Here is a 19,083-nt window from a genome sequence, read left to right on the forward strand (position 1 = left end):
AAACTAATTTGAGCCGGTTCACACTTTTCAATGAAAATGACTGAAAATTTTCTCGACGAGTTATGTAGACTGGCTGCCATTATTAATGAGGCACGTGTACATGACTACTGAGCTTGAAACCTCTTTTGCTGACCTGGGGCTGTCTGCTCCTATCATTTCTGCCCTGACCGATCTGGGCTACGAAAAACCATCACCGATTCAGGCCGAATGTATTCCTCACCTGTTGAGCGGTCGTGATGTTCTGGGTATGGCCCAGACCGGTAGTGGTAAAACTGCAGCATTCTCGCTGCCACTGTTGCACAACATTGATGCTTCCCTGAAAGCACCACAGATTCTTGTTTTGGCACCTACCCGCGAACTGGCGGTTCAGGTTGCTGAAGCGATGACCGATTTCTCTAAACACATGCACGGCGTGAACGTTGTTGCATTGTACGGCGGCCAACGCTATGACGTGCAGCTGCGCGCACTGCGTCAGGGTCCACAAGTTGTTGTGGGTACGCCTGGTCGTCTGCTGGACCACCTGAAACGCGGCACCCTGAACCTCTCTAACCTGAGCGGCCTGGTGCTGGACGAAGCCGATGAAATGCTGCGTATGGGCTTCATCGAAGACGTAGAAACCATCATGGCGCAGATCCCGGCTGAACATCAGACCGCGCTGTTCTCTGCAACCATGCCAGAAGCGATTCGTCGTATTACGCGTCGCTTCATGAAAGATCCACAGGAAGTTCGCATCCAGTCAAGCATCACCACGCGTCCGGACATCAGCCAGAGCTACTGGTCTGTGTACGGTATGCGTAAAAACGAAGCACTGGTTCGTTTCCTGGAAGCAGAAGATTTTGACGCAGCTATCATCTTTGTTCGCACCAAAAACGCGACCCTGGAAGTGGCTGAAGCGCTGGAGCGTAGCGGTTATAGCTCTGCGGCACTGAACGGCGACATGAACCAGGCCCTGCGTGAGCAGACTCTGGAACGTCTGAAAGACGGTCGTCTGGATATTCTGATTGCAACCGACGTGGCAGCACGTGGTCTGGACGTTGAACGTATCAGCCTGGTTGTGAACTACGATATCCCTATGGATTCAGAATCCTACGTTCACCGTATCGGCCGTACTGGTCGTGCTGGCCGTGCAGGTCGCGCGCTGTTGTTCGTTGAGAACCGCGAACGTCGTCTGCTGCGCAACGTAGAACGCACCATGAAGCTGACTATTCCAGAAGTGGAATTGCCAACTGCAGAAGTTCTGGGTCAACGTCGTCTGGCCAAGTTCGCCGCCAAAGTTCAGCAGCAGCTGGAAAGCAGCGATCTGGACCTGTACCGTGGACTGCTGGCTAAACTTCAGCCTGAAGAAGAGCTGGATATTGAAACTCTGGCCGCAGCACTGCTGAAAATGGCTCAGGGCGAACGTCCTCTGATCGTTGCCGCTGATCCCGTATTCAAAAGCCGTCCACCACGTCGTGAGTTCGAAGAGCGCGGTGACCGCAATGACCGTCGTCCAGCACGTGATGGCGATCGTCCTGCGCCGCGTGAAGGCGATCGTCCACGTCGTGAGCGTCGTGACGCGGGTGAAATGGAACTGTATCGCATTGAAGTGGGCCGTGATGATGGCGTTGAAGTTCGCCACATCGTGGGTGCTATCGCTAACGAAGGCGATATCAGCAGCCGTTACATCGGTAACATCAAGCTGTTCTCTTCACACTCAACTATCGAGCTGCCAAAAGGTATGCCGGGCGAAATTCTGTCTCATTTCACCCGTACTCGCATCCTGAATAAGCCGATGAACATGCAGTTGCTGGGCGATGCACAGCCTCAGTCAGCACGTCGTGAGCGTCCGGCTGGTGCCGCTGGTGAGCGTCGTGGTAATGGTGCTCCGCGTTCTTCTTTCAGCGGTGAGCGTCGTGAAGGTGGCCGTGGCCGTCCTTTCAACGGCGAACGTCGTGAAGGTGGTAACTCTGCTGCTGGCGAACGTCGTCCGCCAAGCCGCGCACCACGTCGTACTACTGACGCATAATCTGTCTGACCCTCGGGTCATCGGTAGATGAGCAATAAAAAACCAGCCCTCGGGCTGGTTTTTTTATGGGCGCAAAACCTCAGTATCAGTCGATGCGTGCCGGTTTCACCAGTTCGCCCTGCAGCTGCGAGACAATTTCAAAGGAGTGTAAACGGGCCTGATGGTCAAAGATCTGGCCATTAATCATCAGCTCATCCGCTTCTGTCTCACGCAGAATGGCCTGCAGGCCCTGACGAATACTCTCTTTATTACCCACCACCGACAGGCGCAGCGCCTGATCCACACCGAAACGCTCCTGGGCAGACCAAAGGCTCTCAATATTATCAACCGGAGCAGGCAATTTCCCCGGCTTACCGCGACGTAAATTGATGAACTGCTGCTGATTAGAGGTAAACATGCGGCGTGCCTCTTCGTCGGTATCGGCGGCGATAGCGTTGAGGCACACCATGGCATGAGGCTTTTGCAGCTGGGCAGAAGGCTGGAATTTACTCCGGTAAATCGCCAGCGCCTGATAGAGCATATCCGGGGCAAAATGTGAGGCGAAAGCGAAAGGCAGGCCTAATGCAGCGGCAAGCTGAGCACTGTAAAGGCTTGAGCCCAGCAGCCAGATTGGCACATGCAGCCCCTGTCCTGGCACTGCTTGTACAGGTTGCTCCGGTTGAACATCGCCGAAATAGTATTGCAGTTCCTGCACGTCCTGCGGGAAGTTATCAATCTCACCTGACATATGTCGACGCAGGGCAATCATGGTGCGCTGATCGGTGCCCGGCGCGCGTCCCAGACCCAGATCGATACGGCCTGGATACAGCGTCGCCAGCGTCCCGAACTGTTCAGCGATCACCAGCGGGGAGTGGTTTGGCAGCATAACACCACCGGATCCAACGCGGATCGTCTTGGTTCCTCCGGCAATGTGGCCGATAAGCACTGAGGTCGCGGCGCTGGCGATGCCGGTCATATTATGGTGCTCGGCTAACCAGTAGCGTTGATAGCCCCATTTTTCAGCGTGTTGTGCCAGCTCCAGTGAGGACTGGAATGCGTCGGCGGGCGTCTTGCCTTGGGGAACGGGCGCGAGATCGAGCACAGAAAAAGGCACAGCAATGTTTTTGGCGACAGCTTCAGACATATTTTTTCACCTTGTTATCTCTGACAAAATTTTGATATTTGTCAGCTAATCATAAAATCAGTATTCACCATTTATCGCTGCCTGAATACGCTATTTGAGCGGTAAAGCGTCCTGCGTCAGGTCGTTGTGAAGTAATCGTCACAATCCAATGCCTTATAAACCCTTAAAATATGTGCTAGAAATAGCTTTATTAAATGGATTAAAAGGTAAGAGAAAATATGAATAAAAGGATATTGCTGACCTTACTGCTCGTTGCTGTGGTTATTTCTCTTGCCGTCTTATTTCGCGCTAGCAATCAGTCACTTTTATTACAGGGAGAGGTCGACGCGCCCGAGGTTATCGTTGCGTCGAAAGCCAAGGGGCGGATCGTTGAACGTCACGTACAACGCGGCGATGATGTGAAAGCAGGCCAACTGTTGATAACTCTCGACAGCCCCGACCTCATGGCACAGTTGCGATCGTTACAAGCGTCGCGCGATCAGGCCAAGGCGCAGCTCGATCTCTCGCTTAACGGTACCCGTGAAGAGAGTATTCGCAACCTGAAAGCAGCGCTGGCCCAGGCGCAGGTCGCCTACGCCAATGCGCGTGACCTCTACAATCGTAATGCCAGCGTCGCGGCGAAAGGCTATATTTCTGCTTCGGATCTCGAAGATTCGCGTGAAGCCCGCGATAGCGCCTATCAGCAGGTTCAAGCCGCGAAAGCTAACCTCGACGAAGGCGTAAATGGCGATCGTATTGAACAGCGCGAGGTGTATGCCGCCGAGCTGCGAGCTGCGGAAGAGAATCTGTTAGAGCTGAAGGCACAAACCGACGATCTTCAGGTAAGAGCGCCGGTGGATGGCGAAGTCGGACCGATTCCGACAGAAGTCGGTGAACTTGAGAGCGCGGACAGCCCACTGTTGACGCTGGTCCAACTGCCTCAGGCCTATTTCGTTTTCAATCTGCGAGAAGATATTCTGGCCGGCATTCGTAAAGGCGACAAAATTTCGCTGCGCGTGCCGGGGATTGGCAATAAACAGGTTGAAGCGGAAATCCGCTACATTGCACCGCTGGGCGATTACGCCACCAAACGCGCAACGCGCGCTACCGGCGACTTCGATTTAAAAACCTTCGAAGTTCGGCTCTATCCGCTGCAGCCGGTGGAAGGATTAAGGCAAGGGATGAGCGCGCTTTGGCAGTGGAAAGCGAGCCACTGATGGCACACGCAACTCATCGCGCCAAAGCCGCATGGCGCTGCTTCAGCCGATCCTTTACCCGTGAGGCGAACCACGCTTTTCGCCAACCGGTGATCCACTGGCTGTGCTGGTGCTTTCCGCTGATCCTGTTTACGCTGATTGCCAGTAATTTTTCTGAGGGTACGCTGCTGGATCTCCCGGTGTCAGTGGTGGACAGCGACCACAGCAAGCTATCGCAAGAGTTGATCCGCAAGCTCGACGCAGGTTCGCACGCGCACGTCGAGGCCTATGCGGGCGGACTTCCGGAGGCGGAATATCGGCTGCGTACCGCGCAGGACTACGCGCTGCTGTACATACCGCCGCGCTTTGAGGCCGACGTGCTCGCAGGACGCCAGCCGAGCGCCGTGCTGTATTACAATGCCTTGTTTTACGGCGCGGGCCTCTATTCTACTCAGGATTTTAGCGGACTGATAACCGAGCTGAACAATAGCTATCGCAGCATTATCGCCGCAGAAATCGGTAAAACTGTGCCTTCGCTTGCCAGTGTCGATCTCTCTTACGGCAGCCTGTTTAACGCCAGCGGCAGCTACATCTATTACCAGCAGTTCGCCGCAACCATCCATCTGCTGCAATTGTTCACCGTCACCTGTATGATTTACGTGATGGCGCGGAGCCAGGCGCTCCTTGCTGCCCCTTCGTTCACCTTCGGACTGCTCGGCAAGCTTGCGCCCTATACGCTGTGCTTTACCACGCTGCTGATGGTCGAAATTGCCTTGCTGGTCGGCGTGTTTGATGCGCGAGTCAGCGGCAATCCTCTGGACATGCTGCTTATCGCCTTCTTCTACGTCATTGCGGCGCAAAGCCTGGGGCTGTTGCTGTTCACCTTCACGAGCACCACTATCTCCGCCTACTCTATGATGGCTATTTTCGTGGGACTGGCGCTGACCTTCTCGGGTATGGCGGTACCCGAACTGTCGATGCCGCTGCCTGCGCGCATAATTTCCGAAATCGAGCCGTTGACCCATGCCCTAAACGCCATGTTCGACGTTTTCCTGCGCCAGGTCCCAGGCGTGCGTATCGTCAGCGTGTGCGCCATATTGTTGGTATATCCACTGATTACCGGCCTGTTGGTGCACAGCAAACTGTATATGCGCCTGAAGAAGCAGGAGCCGGGAAAATGACCACGCGCGAAGGGCTTTCAATTTACTGGCATACCTTCACGCACTCCCTGCACGGGATGCTTGAAAAGCCGATGTGGATGATGCTGCTTATCTCGCTGTGCCTGATGAGTACCGTGTACGCCAATCGCACCGTGTGGGATCTGCCGGTGGCGGTCATCGATCAGGACCACAGCAGCGCCAGCCGTCTGCTGACCCGCGACCTTGATGCAACCTCAAAGATTAAAACGGTAAGCTATGACAGCATTCCCGAGGCGCGTCGTGACCTGGGTGAGCGCAAGCTGTTTGCTGTGGTTATCATGCCCATCGATCTTGAAAAGAAGATTCTGGCGGGTGAAGACATTGTTATTCCGGTTTATGGCGATGCAACCAACCGTTTGGCCAATGGGCAGATCCAGCAAGACGTTGTCGCGGCCTATCAGAGCCTGCTGTCGCAGTATAATACGCAACTTCTTCTGGCAAGCGGGTTCAGCAATCGGCAGGCCAACGTGCTGCTCACGCCTATTGTTGGCCAGACGCTGGACCTGTTTAACCCAGGAATCAGCTTCGCGGCGATCGTTTTCCCCGGACTGCTGGTGATGCTCTTGCAGCACTCTTTGTTGATAGCCAGTGTCAGGGTCAACATTACCCTGAAAAGTGCGCCCGACGGCAAACCCGCAATCCCGGCATTTCTCGGCGGCCTGTCGGCGCTAATCCCGATTTGGCTGTTTCTGTCGATCGTGCTGTTTGTGCTGTGGCCGTGGGTGCTTGGGTACCGGCAAACCGCCAGCATTGCTGAAATTATCCTGCTGACCTTCCCGTTTTTACTGGCCGTGCTTGGCCTCGGTAAGTTTGTGACCGAGTGCCTGCGTACCGTCGAAATGATTTATCTGACGCTGTCTTTTATTACCATGCCGGTGTTTTACATTTCCGGCACCCTCTGGCCGCTACAGGCACAGCCCGGCTGGGTACGCGTCGTCTCCTCAATGCTGCCGTCGACCTGGGCGACAAAAGCGATTGCCGGCGTTAACCAGATGGGCCTGCCTTTCCACGAAGTGGGTGGGGATATCCTGATGCTGCTGTTGCTGTGCGCGTTCTATACGCTGCTCGGCATCGGGCTCGGTTTCCTGCGTGACAGCGGTCGCCTGCGGACGCTGCTGCACCGTAAGAAACCGCTGCGAAACGACTGATCTGCTTACTCGACAAGCGCTAGCCCGGCAATGTTCTGCCAATAGCCGTTGCAGTCTTCGCGTGAGCTAAGCGCCAGCGGATTAAGGCCGCGCTCGTTGGCACGAAAATCGGCTAACACGTCGAGTGTTTCCGGGCCTTGTGGAGAGATTCGGACAATATCGACCAGGCCCTGCATCGCGACCAGGTCATTGCCGAGGTTGTAGCAGGCACCGCTCTGTGTCTGGATCCCGTTGAGCACAAACACCTGCTGATTCTCCTGTGACATGACTTTTCGGCCCCGCGGATACTTCACGCAGCAGGTTTCGCAGTCGTCCTTGGCGCGGTTCTCGGCGCGGGCGGTAAAACAGCGGGCGGAATAAGCCAGCGGCAGATGCCCGTAGGCCAATACCTCGACCTCAAACTTGTCACGGATGCCAAGCGACTGACACTGCGCCAGCATATTGGCCAGCCAGTCACGTGACAGTTCGACCGGCATGCACCAGCGAACCATGCCCTGCCGATGCAGTATCTTCAGCGTGACGGCGTTGTAGCAGTTGAGCGCATGACCGGCAACAAAAGGCAGTTTGCGCTCAGCCGCCATATTTACGGTGCCGATATCGTTCGCTTCCAGCAAAAACTCGCCGTTTTCGACGTATCGCTTAAGCTCTGTCAGTTCTGACGGTGCCTGCAAAAGCGCCAGCGTTGAGAGAACCACCTGCTTGCCGCTGGCGCTCAGTTGTTTTGCCAGGTCGAGCCAGTCACCGACCTTCATCTCTCGTCGTTTGGTACAAACGTTTTCACCCAGGTAAATAATGTCGGCCTCACTGCCTTGGGCAGCCTGATAAAACGCCTCCACCTGCGCTTTCTGCCAGTAGTACTGGATGGTTCCTAATGAGTATTTCATGATATCGCCTTAATCATTGCCATTTCCGGTGGTAGGCCCCAAGAGTGGTCTGGGTGCCTTCGGACAGTGACCCCAGCTCGGTCATCCAGGCATGTTCACTGATAAAACCCTGCGGATCGCGCTGACAGCGGTCGATGGCAGCGCGCCATATCCGCGTTACCTGGCTGACATAGGCTGGGCTACGCTGGCGACCCTCGATTTTTACCGAGGCTACGTTGGCTGCGAACAGTTCGGGCAGCAGTTCGAGTGTATTAAGGCTGGTGGGCTCTTCAAGCGCGTGGTAGCACACGTCGTCCACCCGATAACGCCCCTTGCATAGCGTCGGATAACCGGCATTTTCCCCAGGTTCGTAGCGGTCGATGAGCACGTTATTCAGCCGTGACTCCATGCCCTGTGGCGTTTGCTGCCAGCGAACAAAGCGGGCGGGCGAGCAGGCTCCCGAGGTATTCGGGGATTCGCCGGTGAGGTAGGAAGACAGGAAGCATCGCCCTTCGGCCATGATGCACAGGCTGCCAAAGGCGAACACTTCCAGCGGAACCACGCTGCTGCGTGAGAGCTGGCGGACCTGATGCATCGATAGTACGCGCGGCAGCACCACGCGTGCGACGTCGAAGTGATTTTTATAGAATGCAATGGCCTGCTCATTAGTGGCCGAAGCCTGTACCGAAACGTGACGTTCGACGCTGGGATAGCGGGTTGCTGCGTAGTCGAGCATCGCGATATCGGCCAGAATCAGCGCGTCGGCCCCCAGCTGCGCCGCCATATCTACGGCACGCTCCCAGCGCTGATAACCGTCGGGATGAGCGAAAGTGTTGATAGCAATATGCAGCTTGCGTCGGCGGCGATGAACGTACTCTACGGCTTCCTGTAATTTCTTCTCGGTAAAGTTCAGACCGGCAAAATGTCGGGCGTTGGTATCGTCTTTCAAACCGATATAAACCGCATCGGCACCATTATCGATCGCTGCCTTTAGCGCTGGCAGATTACCTGCCGGGCAAAGTAACTCCATAGTTATCTCCTGCTAAAACGGCTAGAGGGATGGCACGGTGTGCAACCCAATCGAGGCTCATTTTAGATAAGCTCAAACGGCAATATTTTGATTTAAGGCAGCTTATCCGCGGTTGAATGAAAGCCATTTACGGCAGAGGTTGTGTAAGGGATATTTCTGGTGCACTATTTTTGTAGGGCAATATTGATTTAGGCTGCGTTACAAAACTGCCGATATGGCAAAATGACCCGTTTTCAGCGCAATATTGTTCAGAAGACAGTTACCTAAAGGAGAAGTGCCAGTGTTGCAAAAACTACGAGCACGTATGGTGCGTCAAGGGCCGTCACTGTTAAGTGTACCGTTGAAATTTACCCCTTTTGCACTTAAGCGCCAGGTTCTGCAACAGGTGCTGTGCTGGCAATTTCAGGAGGCGCTGTCTGAAGGGGAACTCGATTTTCTGACCGGCCGTTGGCTGAAAATCGATATTACCGATCTCGGCCTACAGTGGCTAATGACCGTCGATAACGGCAGGCTGCGCGTAAGCCAACAGGGTGAGGCTGACGTAAGCTTTAGCGGCGACGCTAACGACCTGATCCTGGTTGCGGCGCGTAGGGAAGACCCCGATACGCTGTTCTTCAAGCGGCGTCTGCGAATTGAAGGGGATACTGAATTGGGCCTGAACGTTAAAAACCTGATGGACTCCATCGAACTCGACAGCATGCCCGCTTTACTGCGTCAGGGGCTTGAACGCCTGGCGACGTTTATTGAGGCTGGGCGCATTGAGACCGGCAGACAAGAGGACGGTGAGTTAGGCTCTCCGGCAGTATCATCATGTTAATTAGAGTTGAAATCCCGGTCGATGCTGCGGGCATCGATAACCTCCTGCGCAAGGCTTTTGGGCGTGATGACGAGGCCGATTTGGTGCAGCGTCTACGTGAAGACGGCCTGCTGACGCTGGGCGTCGTGGCAACGGATGATGAAGGGGGGGTCGTAGGTTATGCCGCATTCACCCCGGTCGACGTACAGGGTGAAGACCGCCAATGGGTTGGGCTGGGACCGCTGGCGGTAGAGGAATCTCTGCGCCGTCAGGGATTGGGCGAAAAGCTGGTATACGAAGGGCTGGATTCGCTCAATGAATTCGGTTACGCCGCCGTTGTCGTGCTCGGTGCGCCCGAGTACTACGGCCGATTTGGATTCAAACCCGCAGCGCAGTTTAATCTTCACTGCCGCTGGCCTGACTCCGCTGAGGCGTTCCAGCTTTATGTGCTGGCCAACAATGCTCTTGAAGGCGCAAACGGGCTGGTGGAGTATCCTCCTCATTTTAATCACAATTAAGTGAAAAAAGTCATTTAAGCTCTAAGAGCACTATTTCAAACAGGCTGATGTTCATACATCGGCCTTTTTTTATGAATAAATCGTGCTAATTTTAAAAAATAGCTTTATTTGCTAATGGAATGTAAAAAAATAAAGAATTAAGTAAGCGCAGATATGGGTGATAATTAATCGAATGAGTGAGTTACATTCGGAGGATATGTTTCCAACTCGCTGCGTAAAGGTAAAAATAAATGCAGTCTTAAAGCAGTTTTAGCACAAAAAATCCAAACTGTTGTTATTTAAAGCAATAATGCTCAACGTTGTGTTACATATTTAATTATATTGTTTTAAATAATCAAATGCAGGTCACAGAATATTACTCTGCGTGGAATAATATTGTCTTTACTGAAGTTTAAAACTGAACTTTAAGAATTATAAGGAATCTAAAGTGGCCAATTACTCCCCCCGTCGTTTTAAAAAGTTGTATCTGGCTTGTTCTGTTGGACTGCTTTTTAGCTCTGCCCAAGTATTGGCCGCAGATATGGGTCCATTCTCACCCGACTCTCCCTGGATGTTTGGTGACTGGGGCGGTGAACGTACTGCTCTGAAAGAACAAGGTATTGATTTCCAAACAAACTACACGTCTGAGACAGGCAGCAACTTCTCGGGCGGTTATGATAAGCATACCACCGCACGCTATTCCGACCAGTGGCAGCTTGGGGTCGATCTTGACCTCGACAAGTTGTTGAACTGGAAAGACACCGAATTCCAGATGACCCTGACCAACCGTAATGGGCGCAACATCTCCAACGACACCGTTGGCGATCCGCGTACCGGCACACTGTCTTCTTCTCAGGAAGTTTGGGGCCGTGGTCAAACCACGCGTCTGACCCAGTTCTGGATCCGTCAAGGATACTTCAACGACACCCTCGATGTTAAAGCCGGTCGTGTGACCGTGGGTGAAGACTTCGACTCGCTAAACAGCAACTTCCAGAACCTTGCGCTGGGTAGTGGCCAGGCGGGTAACTGGCGCGGTGACCGTTGGTATAACTGGCCTGTTTCCCAGTGGGGCGGTCGCATCAAGCTGAACTTTACCCCTGAAATTTATACCGAAGTCGGTATCTATAATCAGAACCCTAAAAACTATGACACCGGTAACGGCTTCCGTCTGGATACTTCAGGTTCAATCGGTAACCTGATCCCGGTCGAAGTAGGCTGGAAACCAACGCTGGGTCCAGACAAGCTGCCGGGTAAATACGCGCTGGGTGCTTACTACAGCTCGACTAAGGGTGACGTTTACAGCAGCGGTTCTATCGTAAACGGTAGCGAACAGTACAGCCGTGATGCCCACGCTTACGGCGGCTATGTGCTGGTGCAGCAACAGTTGACCTCGGTGGCTGGTGACAACACCCGTGGCCTGACGCTGACCGTACAAGGCGTGATGAACGACAAGAAAACCTCGAAAACTGACAACTATCAGTCTGTCGCGGTCACCTACAAAGGGATTTTCGACTCACGTCCTAAAGACGAGCTTGGCTTTGGCGTAGGCCGTATCCACGTGAACAGTGATTACACCGCGACTCAGCGCGATCAGGATGCTGCCAACGGTGTTGATAACTACAACAACCCAACCTATCTGCCAGTGCAGAGCGGTTCTGAAGTTAACTACGAACTGTACTACGGTATTCAGGCGACAAACTGGCTGACAATCCGTCCTAACCTGCAGTACGTTTCTGCCCCAGGCGCAGTGAGCCAGGTTAAAGATGCGTTTATCGGCGGCGTGATGGTTAACCTTGCTCTGTAATCGATATCGATAGACAACGTGTTACTGAAACGGGGCGCATCAAGCGCCCCGTTTTTTATGATGACTTCAGCCCGCCAGATAATCGGTAATGCTTTGCGGACCGTCCTGCACCAGCCGCTCTTTCTGCTTCTTACTCAATCGCTTAACCTGATACTCCAGCTTTGATGCCAGTGAACGATCGCCCGCGACGCAGTGAAAAACCAACCTGAGTTCACCTTTTCCACGCAGGGATTTCGCCCCCTTGCCATTTTGATGCTGTTGCAGACGGCGCGCCACGTCGGTCGTTATTCCGGTATAAAGCATACCCGTCGCGGTACGCAGTATATAGAGATACCAGTCATTGGCGGGCGGAGTATGAGGCAGGCTTTCCACGATAATTAAGCTACTCTGGTTCGTCACAAAATATTCAGCAGATTAACCCACAGCCATACCAATAAGTGAAGCAAAAACGCATGTTTAGCAACAGCGCAGACTGTTACTTGCCGGTCATCGCGCTAAAATAGAGCGAATTTTTCGCCAGGAGGCGGGTATGAACGATCCCGATGATGTAAAACTTATTAGTCGTTATCTTAGCAAAAACCACGTGCTTGCACTCTGTGCTCACGCGGAGGGCGACATCTGGAGCGCCAACTGCTTTTATGTGACGGACGTCGAACGTATGTGCCTGTATTTCATGACTGAGCTGAAGACACGCCATGGTTCACTGATGCATAAAAACCCTCAGGTCGTGGGCACTATTGCCACCCAGCCTAAGACTATCGCGCTTATCAAAGGCATTCAGTACAGCGGTACCGCGACGCTGCTTGAAGGGGAAGAGGATAAAGTCGGTCGCGCGCTCTACTGCAAACATTTCCCGGTAGCCATCGCCATGAAAGCGCCGGTTTGGCAGCTACAGTTGAATGAAATCAAGATGACAGACAATACGCTAGGCTTTGGTAAAAAGCTGATGTGGAAGAGGGAAATATGATCAAACTGAAGCCGCTGAGTTATTTCAAAGCCGTCTTTGAACACGGGTCAATCTCGGCAGCTTCAGAGGTGTTGTTCATCGCCCAGCCGCCGTTGAGCAAGGCGCTGCATCAGCTTGAGGACGAGTGGGGTGTAAAGCTGTTTGATAGGTCTAGTCGCGGTATGGCGCCTACCGAGGCAGGCATGTATCTCTATCGGCGCGCCAGCGACCTGTTACAGCTTGCGACTGAAATCGATGAAGAGATGCAGGCGTTCGGTGAGGGCTCACGTGGCGTGGTGCGCATTGGCACGGTTTCGATGGGCATTCCGAAGGTTGCGGCGGTGGTGAAACTGCTCAAGTCTGAACATCCGCAGCTGACCTTCTCGTTGCATCAGGGGGATACCGGTTACCTGGAAGAGCTGCTTGAACGGCGTCGCATCGACCTCGCGTTGGTGCACCTGCCGCTTACCACCAGCGATGAAGAGCTGTCTATTCAGCCGCTGGCGCGTTCGTGCTTTCGCGTCATGTGTCTCCCCGAGTCTTCTCTGGCACAGCATAAAACCGTGACCCTCGAGCAGCTTGCCGATTGTCCGTTGATACTAATGCGTCGCAAGTCGGGTTTCGGGGTATATGACAACGTGATGCAGTTTTTCAGCAAGGCGGGGCTAAAACCGCAGGTATTGGCGGATGCCTCAGATGTGCCGATGATGAAATATCTGGTCGAGCAGGGAATGGGCGTAGGACTGCTGCCGGTGCTGTCTGGCGAGAGTGAGTGGGACAACCTGCTGACGCTGCCCGTGCCGGAACTTGAGAGTGTTGCCGACGATCTGGTGTTGATTTACCGTTCGCACCATGAATTTAGCACCATGCTGCGAACGGTCATTAAGGCTTTTACGCCTTAGTCATTAACCCTTAGTTTTCAATTCGGGAATGGCCGGCATCACGCCAAAATTCGCCATATCAGCCGGAGAGAATTTAAAGTTTGGGTTGTACTTCTTCGGATCGGTAATGAAGTCCGGTTCCGTACTGCGCCAGGTGAAGAAACAGGTTGGGCAATGGAACACCGTCCAGGCACCCTCGACCGGAGAATGACTCAGCGCCTCCGGGCCATTGGATTCACAGCGCGGACAAATTTCAGGATGTTGTTTCATGCGGCTTCCTTAGCTGTTGTTGACCTTGGAGGAGTCTTTTGCCTGAGACAGGCTGTTAACCTGCATCATATTGTGCAGCTTCTCAACCCAGTCATCGGTGGTAATAGGATCGCGCAGCTCCTGCGAGAAGTGCCCGTGTTCTTCCGGTGCTTTTGGCGTAGTGGCGTCAATGATCACTTTGCTGGTCATTCCGGCGGGTTGTGAAGCCGGATCAAGCGGCAGAATGGACAGCCCAGGCACCGTCACCAGGTCGTACTCAGGGTTAAACTTGGTCGACATTGCCCACATCACCTGCGGCAGGTTGAAGGGGTCGATAGTCTCATCCACCACAATCACCATCTTGGCGTAACCCAAACCGTGCGGAGTGGTCAGCACGCGCATACCCACGCCCTTCGCAAAGCCGCCGAAGCGCGTCTTGGTGGAAACAATCACCACCAGTCCGTGGGTATAAAGCGCATTGACCGCGACGACTTCCGGGAACGCTTCTTTCAGCTGCACGTAAAGCGGTGCACAGGTGTTGATGCCCATCATGTAGTCGATTTCGGTCCACGGCATGCCGAGGTACAGATGCTCGAACAGCGGATTTTTACGGTGTGACACCTTGGTGATTTCGACGACCGGCATCTGACGGCCACCGGAATAGTGCCCGGTGAATTCACCAAACGGACCTTCTGCTTCGCGAACACGGGAAAGAATGCGGCCCTCGAGTACGAATTCGGAACCCCAAGGGACGTCCAGCCCGGTTAAGGCTGTTTTCACAATGGGATATGGCGTGCCGTTGAGTGCTCCGGCCATCGCATATTCCGACTGATTGTAAAGGATGGGCATAGCACCGACGGTGCTTATCATCGGGTCGTTGCCGATAGTGATGGCAATCGGCAGGTCTACGCCCAGCTCTTCGGCGCGTTGCAGGTGAATCGCAATGTCATGTGCGGGGACCGGTTGCAGGCCGAGGTGTTTTTTGCCTTTGACTTCAATGCGGTAGATGCCTACGTTCTGACTGTCTTCGTTTTCTTTCCCTTCCAGAGAAGGGTCACGCGAGACTACGCTGGCTTTATCGATGTAGAAGCCGCCGTCACCGTGGTTAAGTCTGAACAGCGGCAGGATATCGAACAGGTTAATGTCGTCCTCAATCACCACTTCCTGCCACGGCGCGCTGTCACGATGCTCAACTTCACCGGGATAATTCTGATAGCGCCGAACAAACTCGAAAAACTGCTGTTTCAGCGGGGTGTTTTTCGGCATGTCCATGGCGATTGCCAAATTTGGCCAGGATCCGTGGACGTTCATGGCAATGCGTGCGTCATGATATCCAAGGATATTTTCGAACAATAACGCCGGTGACTTGTCGCCCAGTTTTGCGGCAGCGCAGGCGGCGGCAGAGATATCGGGTTCAGGTTTTACCTGTTCTTCAATTCTCAGCAGCTGCTGCTGTTCGTCGAGCGCGTCAAGATAACTGCGTAAATCATGGAATGGCATGGTTATTACTCCTTATGACCCAGTCCTTCCCAGCGTTTGGCTGCCGGGTGAGACAGATGAAATTGGTCGAGAATCCTTACGGCGAGATGATCCAGAATTTGCGAAATTGACTCGGGATTGTTGTAGAAAGCGGGAGTCGGCGGGAAGATAACGGCGCCCATATTGCTGAGGTGCAGCATGTTCTCCAGGTGGATAGAGTTAAGAGGCGTCTCTCGGGTGACCATCAACAGCGTTCTGCGTTCTTTCAGCATCACGTCGGCGGCGCGGGCAATCAGGTTCTCGGCAAAGCCCATGCGGATAGCGGCCAGCGTCTTCATGCTGCACGGCACGATAACCATGCCTTCAACCTGAAACGATCCGCTCGACACGGTCGCACCCTGATTGCGCGGATCGTGAACCACGTCGGCCATGGCACAGAGATCGCGATAGCTCATGCCGCATTCCTGCTGGAGCGTGGTTTTTGCCCACTGCGAGACAATCAGATGGATTTCCACCTCCATTTCGCGCAGAAACTGCAGCACGCGAACCGCCAAAGGTGCGCCGGTGGCGCCCGTTACCCCAACAATAATTCTCTTCATGGTTCCTCCCGCTTTTTTTTCATTATCTGGGGGAGGAGGGGATTGGAAAATGACTTAAAAGGAAGGGGGGTATAGCTTTTATGTATACGCATTCAAGCGGAGGGATTACGCATTTTTTGCCCAATCGCTCGGGCGGGAGAGGAGGAAAAGACGCTATTGTTTATGCTAATGTATAAGCAAAAACGCCTGATTTTCCCCCGAGGATCGCGCGACTAGAGATACTTCTCCACAAAGCTGTCCAAATCCCTGAATTCTGGCATTCTCTCCTGCAACGTCTCATGGCTCCAGTTCCACCACTGGCTGCGCTCGATCCTTTCGATCAGCGAGTCTTCAAAACGCATGCCGATCTTTTTGGCCGCTACGCCCGCGACTATTGAGAAAGGTTCAACGTCTTTGGTCACCACCGCCGAGGATCCTATGACCGCGCCATTGCCTACGGTGACCCCGGGCATGATCACCGCGTTATGGCCAATCCAGACATCATGGCCCACGGTGACTGCGTGTTCACGGCGCCAGTTAAAGAAGTCGTTATCGTCTTCGCCTAATCCATAGGCCGAACTGCGATAGGTGAAATGGTGCTGGGCGATGCGCTGATAGGTAGGGTGGTTGCCTGGATTGATGCGCACATAGGTGGCAATCGAAACAAATTTACCTATCGTGGCATAGTGAATCTGGTTATGGCCGGCGGTATAGGAGTAATCACCGACCTCGACTTCTTCAAAGACCGCGTCGTCGCCCAGATGTACGTACTGGCCTAAACGAGTCTGTTTGAGCTCGACGTTGTTGCCTATTTTCGGGTCACTCGGCGTTGCGTTTGCAAGCGTCATAAAGCGTTATCCTGTGCGCAGACAATGGGGTGTTCTGGAGGCGGAAAGGTGCAGACCGCCTGTTCGGTAAGCAGCGTGAGCAGATCGGCCAGAGTGTCTTGCAGGCGTCCATCGTTGTTCAGCCGACGGCATTCGGCAGGCAGGCCGTGCTGATACTCGGCAGCACGTTGCAGGCGCTGCTGAATCTCCAGCGGCGTTTCGCGGCCGCGCAGCGCGAGCCGTTCGGCGAGCACCTCGCCCGAAACGTGCAGATAAACCGGCAGCAGCGCCGCGCCATAGCGAGCCACGGCCTCGGCCAGGTGCGCCCGAGAACCGTTCACGACCACGGTGAACCCACGCTGCATCCACAGATCAATCTCGACCCCGAGCGCATAGTGAGTCTGATGCGCCTGCCAGTCGAGTGCGAACAGCCGGTGGGCCTTACGCTGCTGAAACTCATCCAGACTGAGCGCGATGTGATTCTCCGCACCGGCGTGCGCCGGGCGGGTAATGTAGCGATGTGCCACCAGCAACCCGAGCGGGGTTATATTTCGCAGTGCGTCCAGCAGGCTGTCTTTGCCCGATCCCGATGCACCCATGACGTAAACAAGCTTAGCCATCAGAATACCTGTATTCCCTGACGCCAGACGTTTTGCACATAGTGATGATGGTCATGCGCTCTTGCCAACACCAGATCGGCGCGCTTACCTTCTGCAATCACTCCCCTGTCCTGCAATCCCAAGGCTTTCGCCGGATTACGCGTGACCAATGCCACCGCCTGCGACATGCTAAAGGCATTGTCCTCATCGTTGGCGATGCGGAACACTGCGTCCATCAGGCTGGCGGGATAATAGTCTGAAGAAAGAATATCAAGCAGGCCCAGCGACGCCAGATGTTTTGCCGCCACGTTGCCAGAATGCGAGCCGCCGCGCACGATATTTGGCGCCCCCATCAACACTTGCAGTCCTTCTGCGTGCGAGGCCCGAGCGGCGTCTTCGGTGGTTGGGAATTCGGCAATCACGCTGCCCAACGCTTTGGATTCATTGACGTGTTCTGCCGTCGCATCGTCATGACTCGCCAGGGCAATACCTCTCTCGCGGCAGTGCGCGGCAATCGCCATGCGGTTTGGCTGTGCCCAACGCAGCGAGTTGGCGATTTGCGCGGCCTGAAACTCTTCCATCTGCTCGTCGTTAAGCTGATATTTTCCCTGATAGTATTCACGATACTTTTGCGGCGTCGCAAATTGGCGCTGGCCCGGCGAGTGGTCCATCAATGAGACCAGCGAGACGCCCGGCTTGTGCATCAGCTCTTCGAACAGCGGCAGCGTGGAGGAGTGCGGCAGTTCACAGCGCAGATGCAAGCGGTGCTCGGCGCGGTTCAATCCGGCCTGTTGGCTGTTGATCACTGCGTCGATCATCTTTTGCAGATTCTCGAGCCGATGGCCACCGTCGCGCACGTCGCCGACCGCAACGGCGTCGAGCACTGTCGTTATCCCGCTCGCCACCATCAGCGCATCATGGCTGCTCATTGCCGAATGCGCTGGCCAGTCAACCTTCGGACGCGGTGTGAAAAACTTATCCAGATTGTCGGTATGCAGCTCGACAAAACCGGGCATCAGCCAGCCGCCTTCAGCGTCGAGCGCCTGCGGCAGATGACTCGGATTATCGGTAAAAGACCTAATCACGCCCTCTTGGATCTCAATCGATCCCCTGACGGTTTCTTCGGGCAGAACCAGATTGACGTTATTGATAATCATGCCAAATTCTCCGCATTAGCCTGTTCTGGGGTCATCACGTGAAGCCGGTCAGCCACGCGCTCACGCACATCTTCATCGTGGAAAATACCCACCACGGCGGCACCGCGCGCCTTGGCTTTTTCAATCAGTGTCACCACCGCTGCACGATTGGTCGCATCCAGCGAAGCGGTAGGTTCGTCGAGCAGCAGCACCGGATAATCAACGATAAAGCCGCGTGCAATATTGACTCGCTGTTGCTCACCTCCTGAGAAGGTTGACGGTGCGAGCTGCCACAGGCGCTCCGGCACGTTCAGATGCTGCAATAGTTCACCGGCGCGTTGCTCGGCCTCCGCCTTGCCAATGCCCAATTCAACCAGCGGCTGCATCACCAGATTCAGCGCACTGATGCGCGGAATGACGCGCAGGAACTGGCTGACCCAGCCCAGGGTGTGGCGGCGCACGTCGAGAATTTCTCGGGCCTGCGCGCTAACCATATCGACCCACTGCTCTTGATGTTTCACCCAGATATGGCCGCTGTCCGGCAGATAATTGCCGTAGAGTGAGCGCAGGAGAGTCGATTTTCCGCTGCCCGAACGGCCGTGCAGCACCACGCATTCCCCTGCGTTAACCTCGAGGCTGACGTTGTGAAACACCGGCAGTTTTATCCCTTGCTGGTTATGTAATACGAAAGTCTTACTTAATTTTTCGACCCGGAGTCTGGTTGTCATAGTGTTATCACTCTCTTGGG

Annotated in this window: 21 protein-coding genes; 10 read left to right on the forward strand and 11 right to left on the reverse strand. The window is 54.3% G+C overall.

Features of this window, described 5'->3' with window-relative positions:
- Positions 1-36: 36 nt before the first annotated feature.
- Both yrbN and BS640_RS17940 read left to right on the forward strand, forming a co-directional pair.
- The gene (gene yrbN, locus BS640_RS22395; RefSeq protein WP_223499600.1) at positions 37-111 is read left to right on the forward strand and encodes a protein YrbN; all 75 of its coding nucleotides are present in this window, start codon (positions 37-39) and stop codon (positions 109-111) included.
- Positions 101-2,005 carry a DEAD/DEAH family ATP-dependent RNA helicase gene (locus BS640_RS17940; RefSeq protein ID WP_017494419.1) on the forward strand — a complete coding sequence of 635 codons (1,905 nt, stop codon included), beginning with the start codon at positions 101-103 and terminating at the stop codon, positions 2,003-2,005. The genes yrbN and BS640_RS17940 overlap by 11 nt, the downstream gene beginning before the upstream one ends.
- 85 nt (positions 2,006-2,090) lie before the next feature.
- Here BS640_RS17940 and BS640_RS17945 read toward each other — a convergent pair whose 3' ends face one another.
- Positions 2,091-3,128 (reverse strand): luciferase-like monooxygenase, encoded by a 1,038-nt coding sequence (locus tag BS640_RS17945; RefSeq protein WP_084913031.1) that lies wholly within the window; start codon positions 3,126-3,128, stop codon positions 2,091-2,093.
- A 218-nt stretch (positions 3,129-3,346) separates the two neighbouring features.
- Here BS640_RS17945 and BS640_RS17950 point away from each other — a divergent pair, with 218 nt between their 5' ends.
- From BS640_RS17950 to BS640_RS17960, 3 genes are read left to right on the forward strand one after another with little or no spacing between them, the layout of a single operon-like run.
- Positions 3,347-4,324, forward strand: coding sequence for an HlyD family secretion protein (locus tag BS640_RS17950; protein WP_084913032.1), 978 nt, complete (start codon positions 3,347-3,349; stop codon positions 4,322-4,324).
- Entirely contained in the window at positions 4,324-5,484 is a 1,161-nt protein-coding gene (locus BS640_RS17955; protein ID WP_084913043.1) for an ABC transporter permease, read from the forward strand. The genes BS640_RS17950 and BS640_RS17955 overlap by 1 nt, the downstream gene beginning before the upstream one ends.
- Positions 5,481-6,650: an ABC transporter permease gene (locus tag BS640_RS17960; RefSeq protein ID WP_017494213.1), complete on the forward strand. Its 1,170-nt coding sequence runs from the start codon at positions 5,481-5,483 to the stop codon at positions 6,648-6,650. The genes BS640_RS17955 and BS640_RS17960 overlap by 4 nt, the downstream gene beginning before the upstream one ends.
- Before the next feature lie 5 nt (positions 6,651-6,655).
- Here the strand turns inward: BS640_RS17960 and BS640_RS17965 are convergent, their stop codons facing one another.
- The gene (locus tag BS640_RS17965) at positions 6,656-7,534 is read right to left on the reverse strand and encodes a U32 family peptidase (RefSeq protein ID WP_084913033.1); all 879 of its coding nucleotides are present in this window, start codon (positions 7,532-7,534) and stop codon (positions 6,656-6,658) included.
- Between the two features lie 13 nt (positions 7,535-7,547).
- A complete protein-coding gene (gene ubiU, locus BS640_RS17970; RefSeq protein ID WP_017494211.1) occupies positions 7,548-8,543 on the reverse strand; it encodes a ubiquinone anaerobic biosynthesis protein UbiU in 996 nt (331 codons plus the stop codon).
- A gap of 280 nt (positions 8,544-8,823) precedes the next feature.
- Between ubiU and ubiT the strand changes: the two genes are divergently transcribed.
- The 3 genes from ubiT to BS640_RS17985 all read left to right on the forward strand — a co-directional run bounded on the left by ubiT (position 8,824) and on the right by BS640_RS17985 (position 11,640).
- Positions 8,824-9,360 carry a ubiquinone anaerobic biosynthesis accessory factor UbiT gene (ubiT, locus tag BS640_RS17975; RefSeq protein WP_026110835.1) on the forward strand — a complete coding sequence of 179 codons (537 nt, stop codon included), beginning with the start codon at positions 8,824-8,826 and terminating at the stop codon, positions 9,358-9,360.
- Positions 9,354-9,857, forward strand: a complete 504-nt coding sequence (locus tag BS640_RS17980) for a GNAT family N-acetyltransferase (protein WP_084913034.1) — start codon at positions 9,354-9,356, stop codon at positions 9,855-9,857. The genes ubiT and BS640_RS17980 overlap by 7 nt, the downstream gene beginning before the upstream one ends.
- A 427-nt stretch (positions 9,858-10,284) precedes the next feature.
- Complete coding sequence (locus BS640_RS17985) at positions 10,285-11,640, forward strand: carbohydrate porin (RefSeq protein WP_017494157.1); 1,356 nt, start codon at positions 10,285-10,287, stop codon at positions 11,638-11,640.
- 66 nt (positions 11,641-11,706) lie between these two features.
- On the opposite strand, the gene BS640_RS17990 is transcribed toward BS640_RS17985, so the two are convergent.
- Positions 11,707-12,003: a GIY-YIG nuclease family protein gene (locus tag BS640_RS17990; protein ID WP_277620115.1), complete on the reverse strand. Its 297-nt coding sequence runs from the start codon at positions 12,001-12,003 to the stop codon at positions 11,707-11,709.
- Between the two features lie 166 nt (positions 12,004-12,169).
- Between BS640_RS17990 and BS640_RS17995 the strand changes: the two genes are divergently transcribed.
- Entirely contained in the window at positions 12,170-12,607 is a 438-nt protein-coding gene (locus BS640_RS17995) for a YhbP family protein (protein ID WP_017494159.1), read from the forward strand.
- Positions 12,604-13,488 carry a LysR family transcriptional regulator gene (locus tag BS640_RS18000; RefSeq protein WP_017494160.1) on the forward strand — a complete coding sequence of 295 codons (885 nt, stop codon included), beginning with the start codon at positions 12,604-12,606 and terminating at the stop codon, positions 13,486-13,488. Before BS640_RS17995 ends, BS640_RS18000 begins: the two co-directional genes overlap by 4 nt.
- 3 nt (positions 13,489-13,491) lie before the next feature.
- Here the strand turns inward: BS640_RS18000 and BS640_RS18005 are convergent, their stop codons facing one another.
- The 7 genes from BS640_RS18005 to phnL form a co-directional block, all read right to left on the reverse strand.
- Positions 13,492-13,737, reverse strand: a complete 246-nt coding sequence (locus tag BS640_RS18005; RefSeq protein ID WP_017494161.1) for a non-oxidative hydroxyarylic acid decarboxylases subunit D — start codon at positions 13,735-13,737, stop codon at positions 13,492-13,494.
- A gap of 9 nt (positions 13,738-13,746) precedes the next feature.
- The gene (locus BS640_RS18010) at positions 13,747-15,216 is read right to left on the reverse strand and encodes a non-oxidative hydroxyarylic acid decarboxylases subunit C (protein WP_017494162.1); all 1,470 of its coding nucleotides are present in this window, start codon (positions 15,214-15,216) and stop codon (positions 13,747-13,749) included.
- Between the two features lie 5 nt (positions 15,217-15,221).
- Positions 15,222-15,794: a UbiX family flavin prenyltransferase gene (locus tag BS640_RS18015; RefSeq protein WP_017494163.1), complete on the reverse strand. Its 573-nt coding sequence runs from the start codon at positions 15,792-15,794 to the stop codon at positions 15,222-15,224.
- Positions 15,795-16,006: 212 nt separating this feature from the next.
- Positions 16,007-16,621 (reverse strand): DapH/DapD/GlmU-related protein, encoded by a 615-nt coding sequence (locus BS640_RS18020; RefSeq protein ID WP_017494164.1) that lies wholly within the window; start codon positions 16,619-16,621, stop codon positions 16,007-16,009.
- The gene (gene phnN / locus BS640_RS18025) at positions 16,618-17,220 is read right to left on the reverse strand and encodes a ribose 1,5-bisphosphokinase (RefSeq protein ID WP_084913036.1); all 603 of its coding nucleotides are present in this window, start codon (positions 17,218-17,220) and stop codon (positions 16,618-16,620) included. Before phnN ends, BS640_RS18020 begins: the two co-directional genes overlap by 4 nt.
- Positions 17,220-18,356: an alpha-D-ribose 1-methylphosphonate 5-triphosphate diphosphatase gene (gene phnM / locus BS640_RS18030; protein ID WP_084913037.1), complete on the reverse strand. Its 1,137-nt coding sequence runs from the start codon at positions 18,354-18,356 to the stop codon at positions 17,220-17,222. Before phnM ends, phnN begins: the two co-directional genes overlap by 1 nt.
- The gene (gene phnL / locus BS640_RS18035) at positions 18,353-19,063 is read right to left on the reverse strand and encodes a phosphonate C-P lyase system protein PhnL (protein ID WP_017494225.1); all 711 of its coding nucleotides are present in this window, start codon (positions 19,061-19,063) and stop codon (positions 18,353-18,355) included. The genes phnM and phnL overlap by 4 nt, the downstream gene beginning before the upstream one ends.
- Positions 19,064-19,083 lie beyond the last annotated feature (20 nt).

This window comes from Rouxiella badensis (assembly GCF_002093665.1).
GTDB classification, from domain to species: domain Bacteria; phylum Pseudomonadota; class Gammaproteobacteria; order Enterobacterales; family Enterobacteriaceae; genus Rouxiella; species Rouxiella badensis.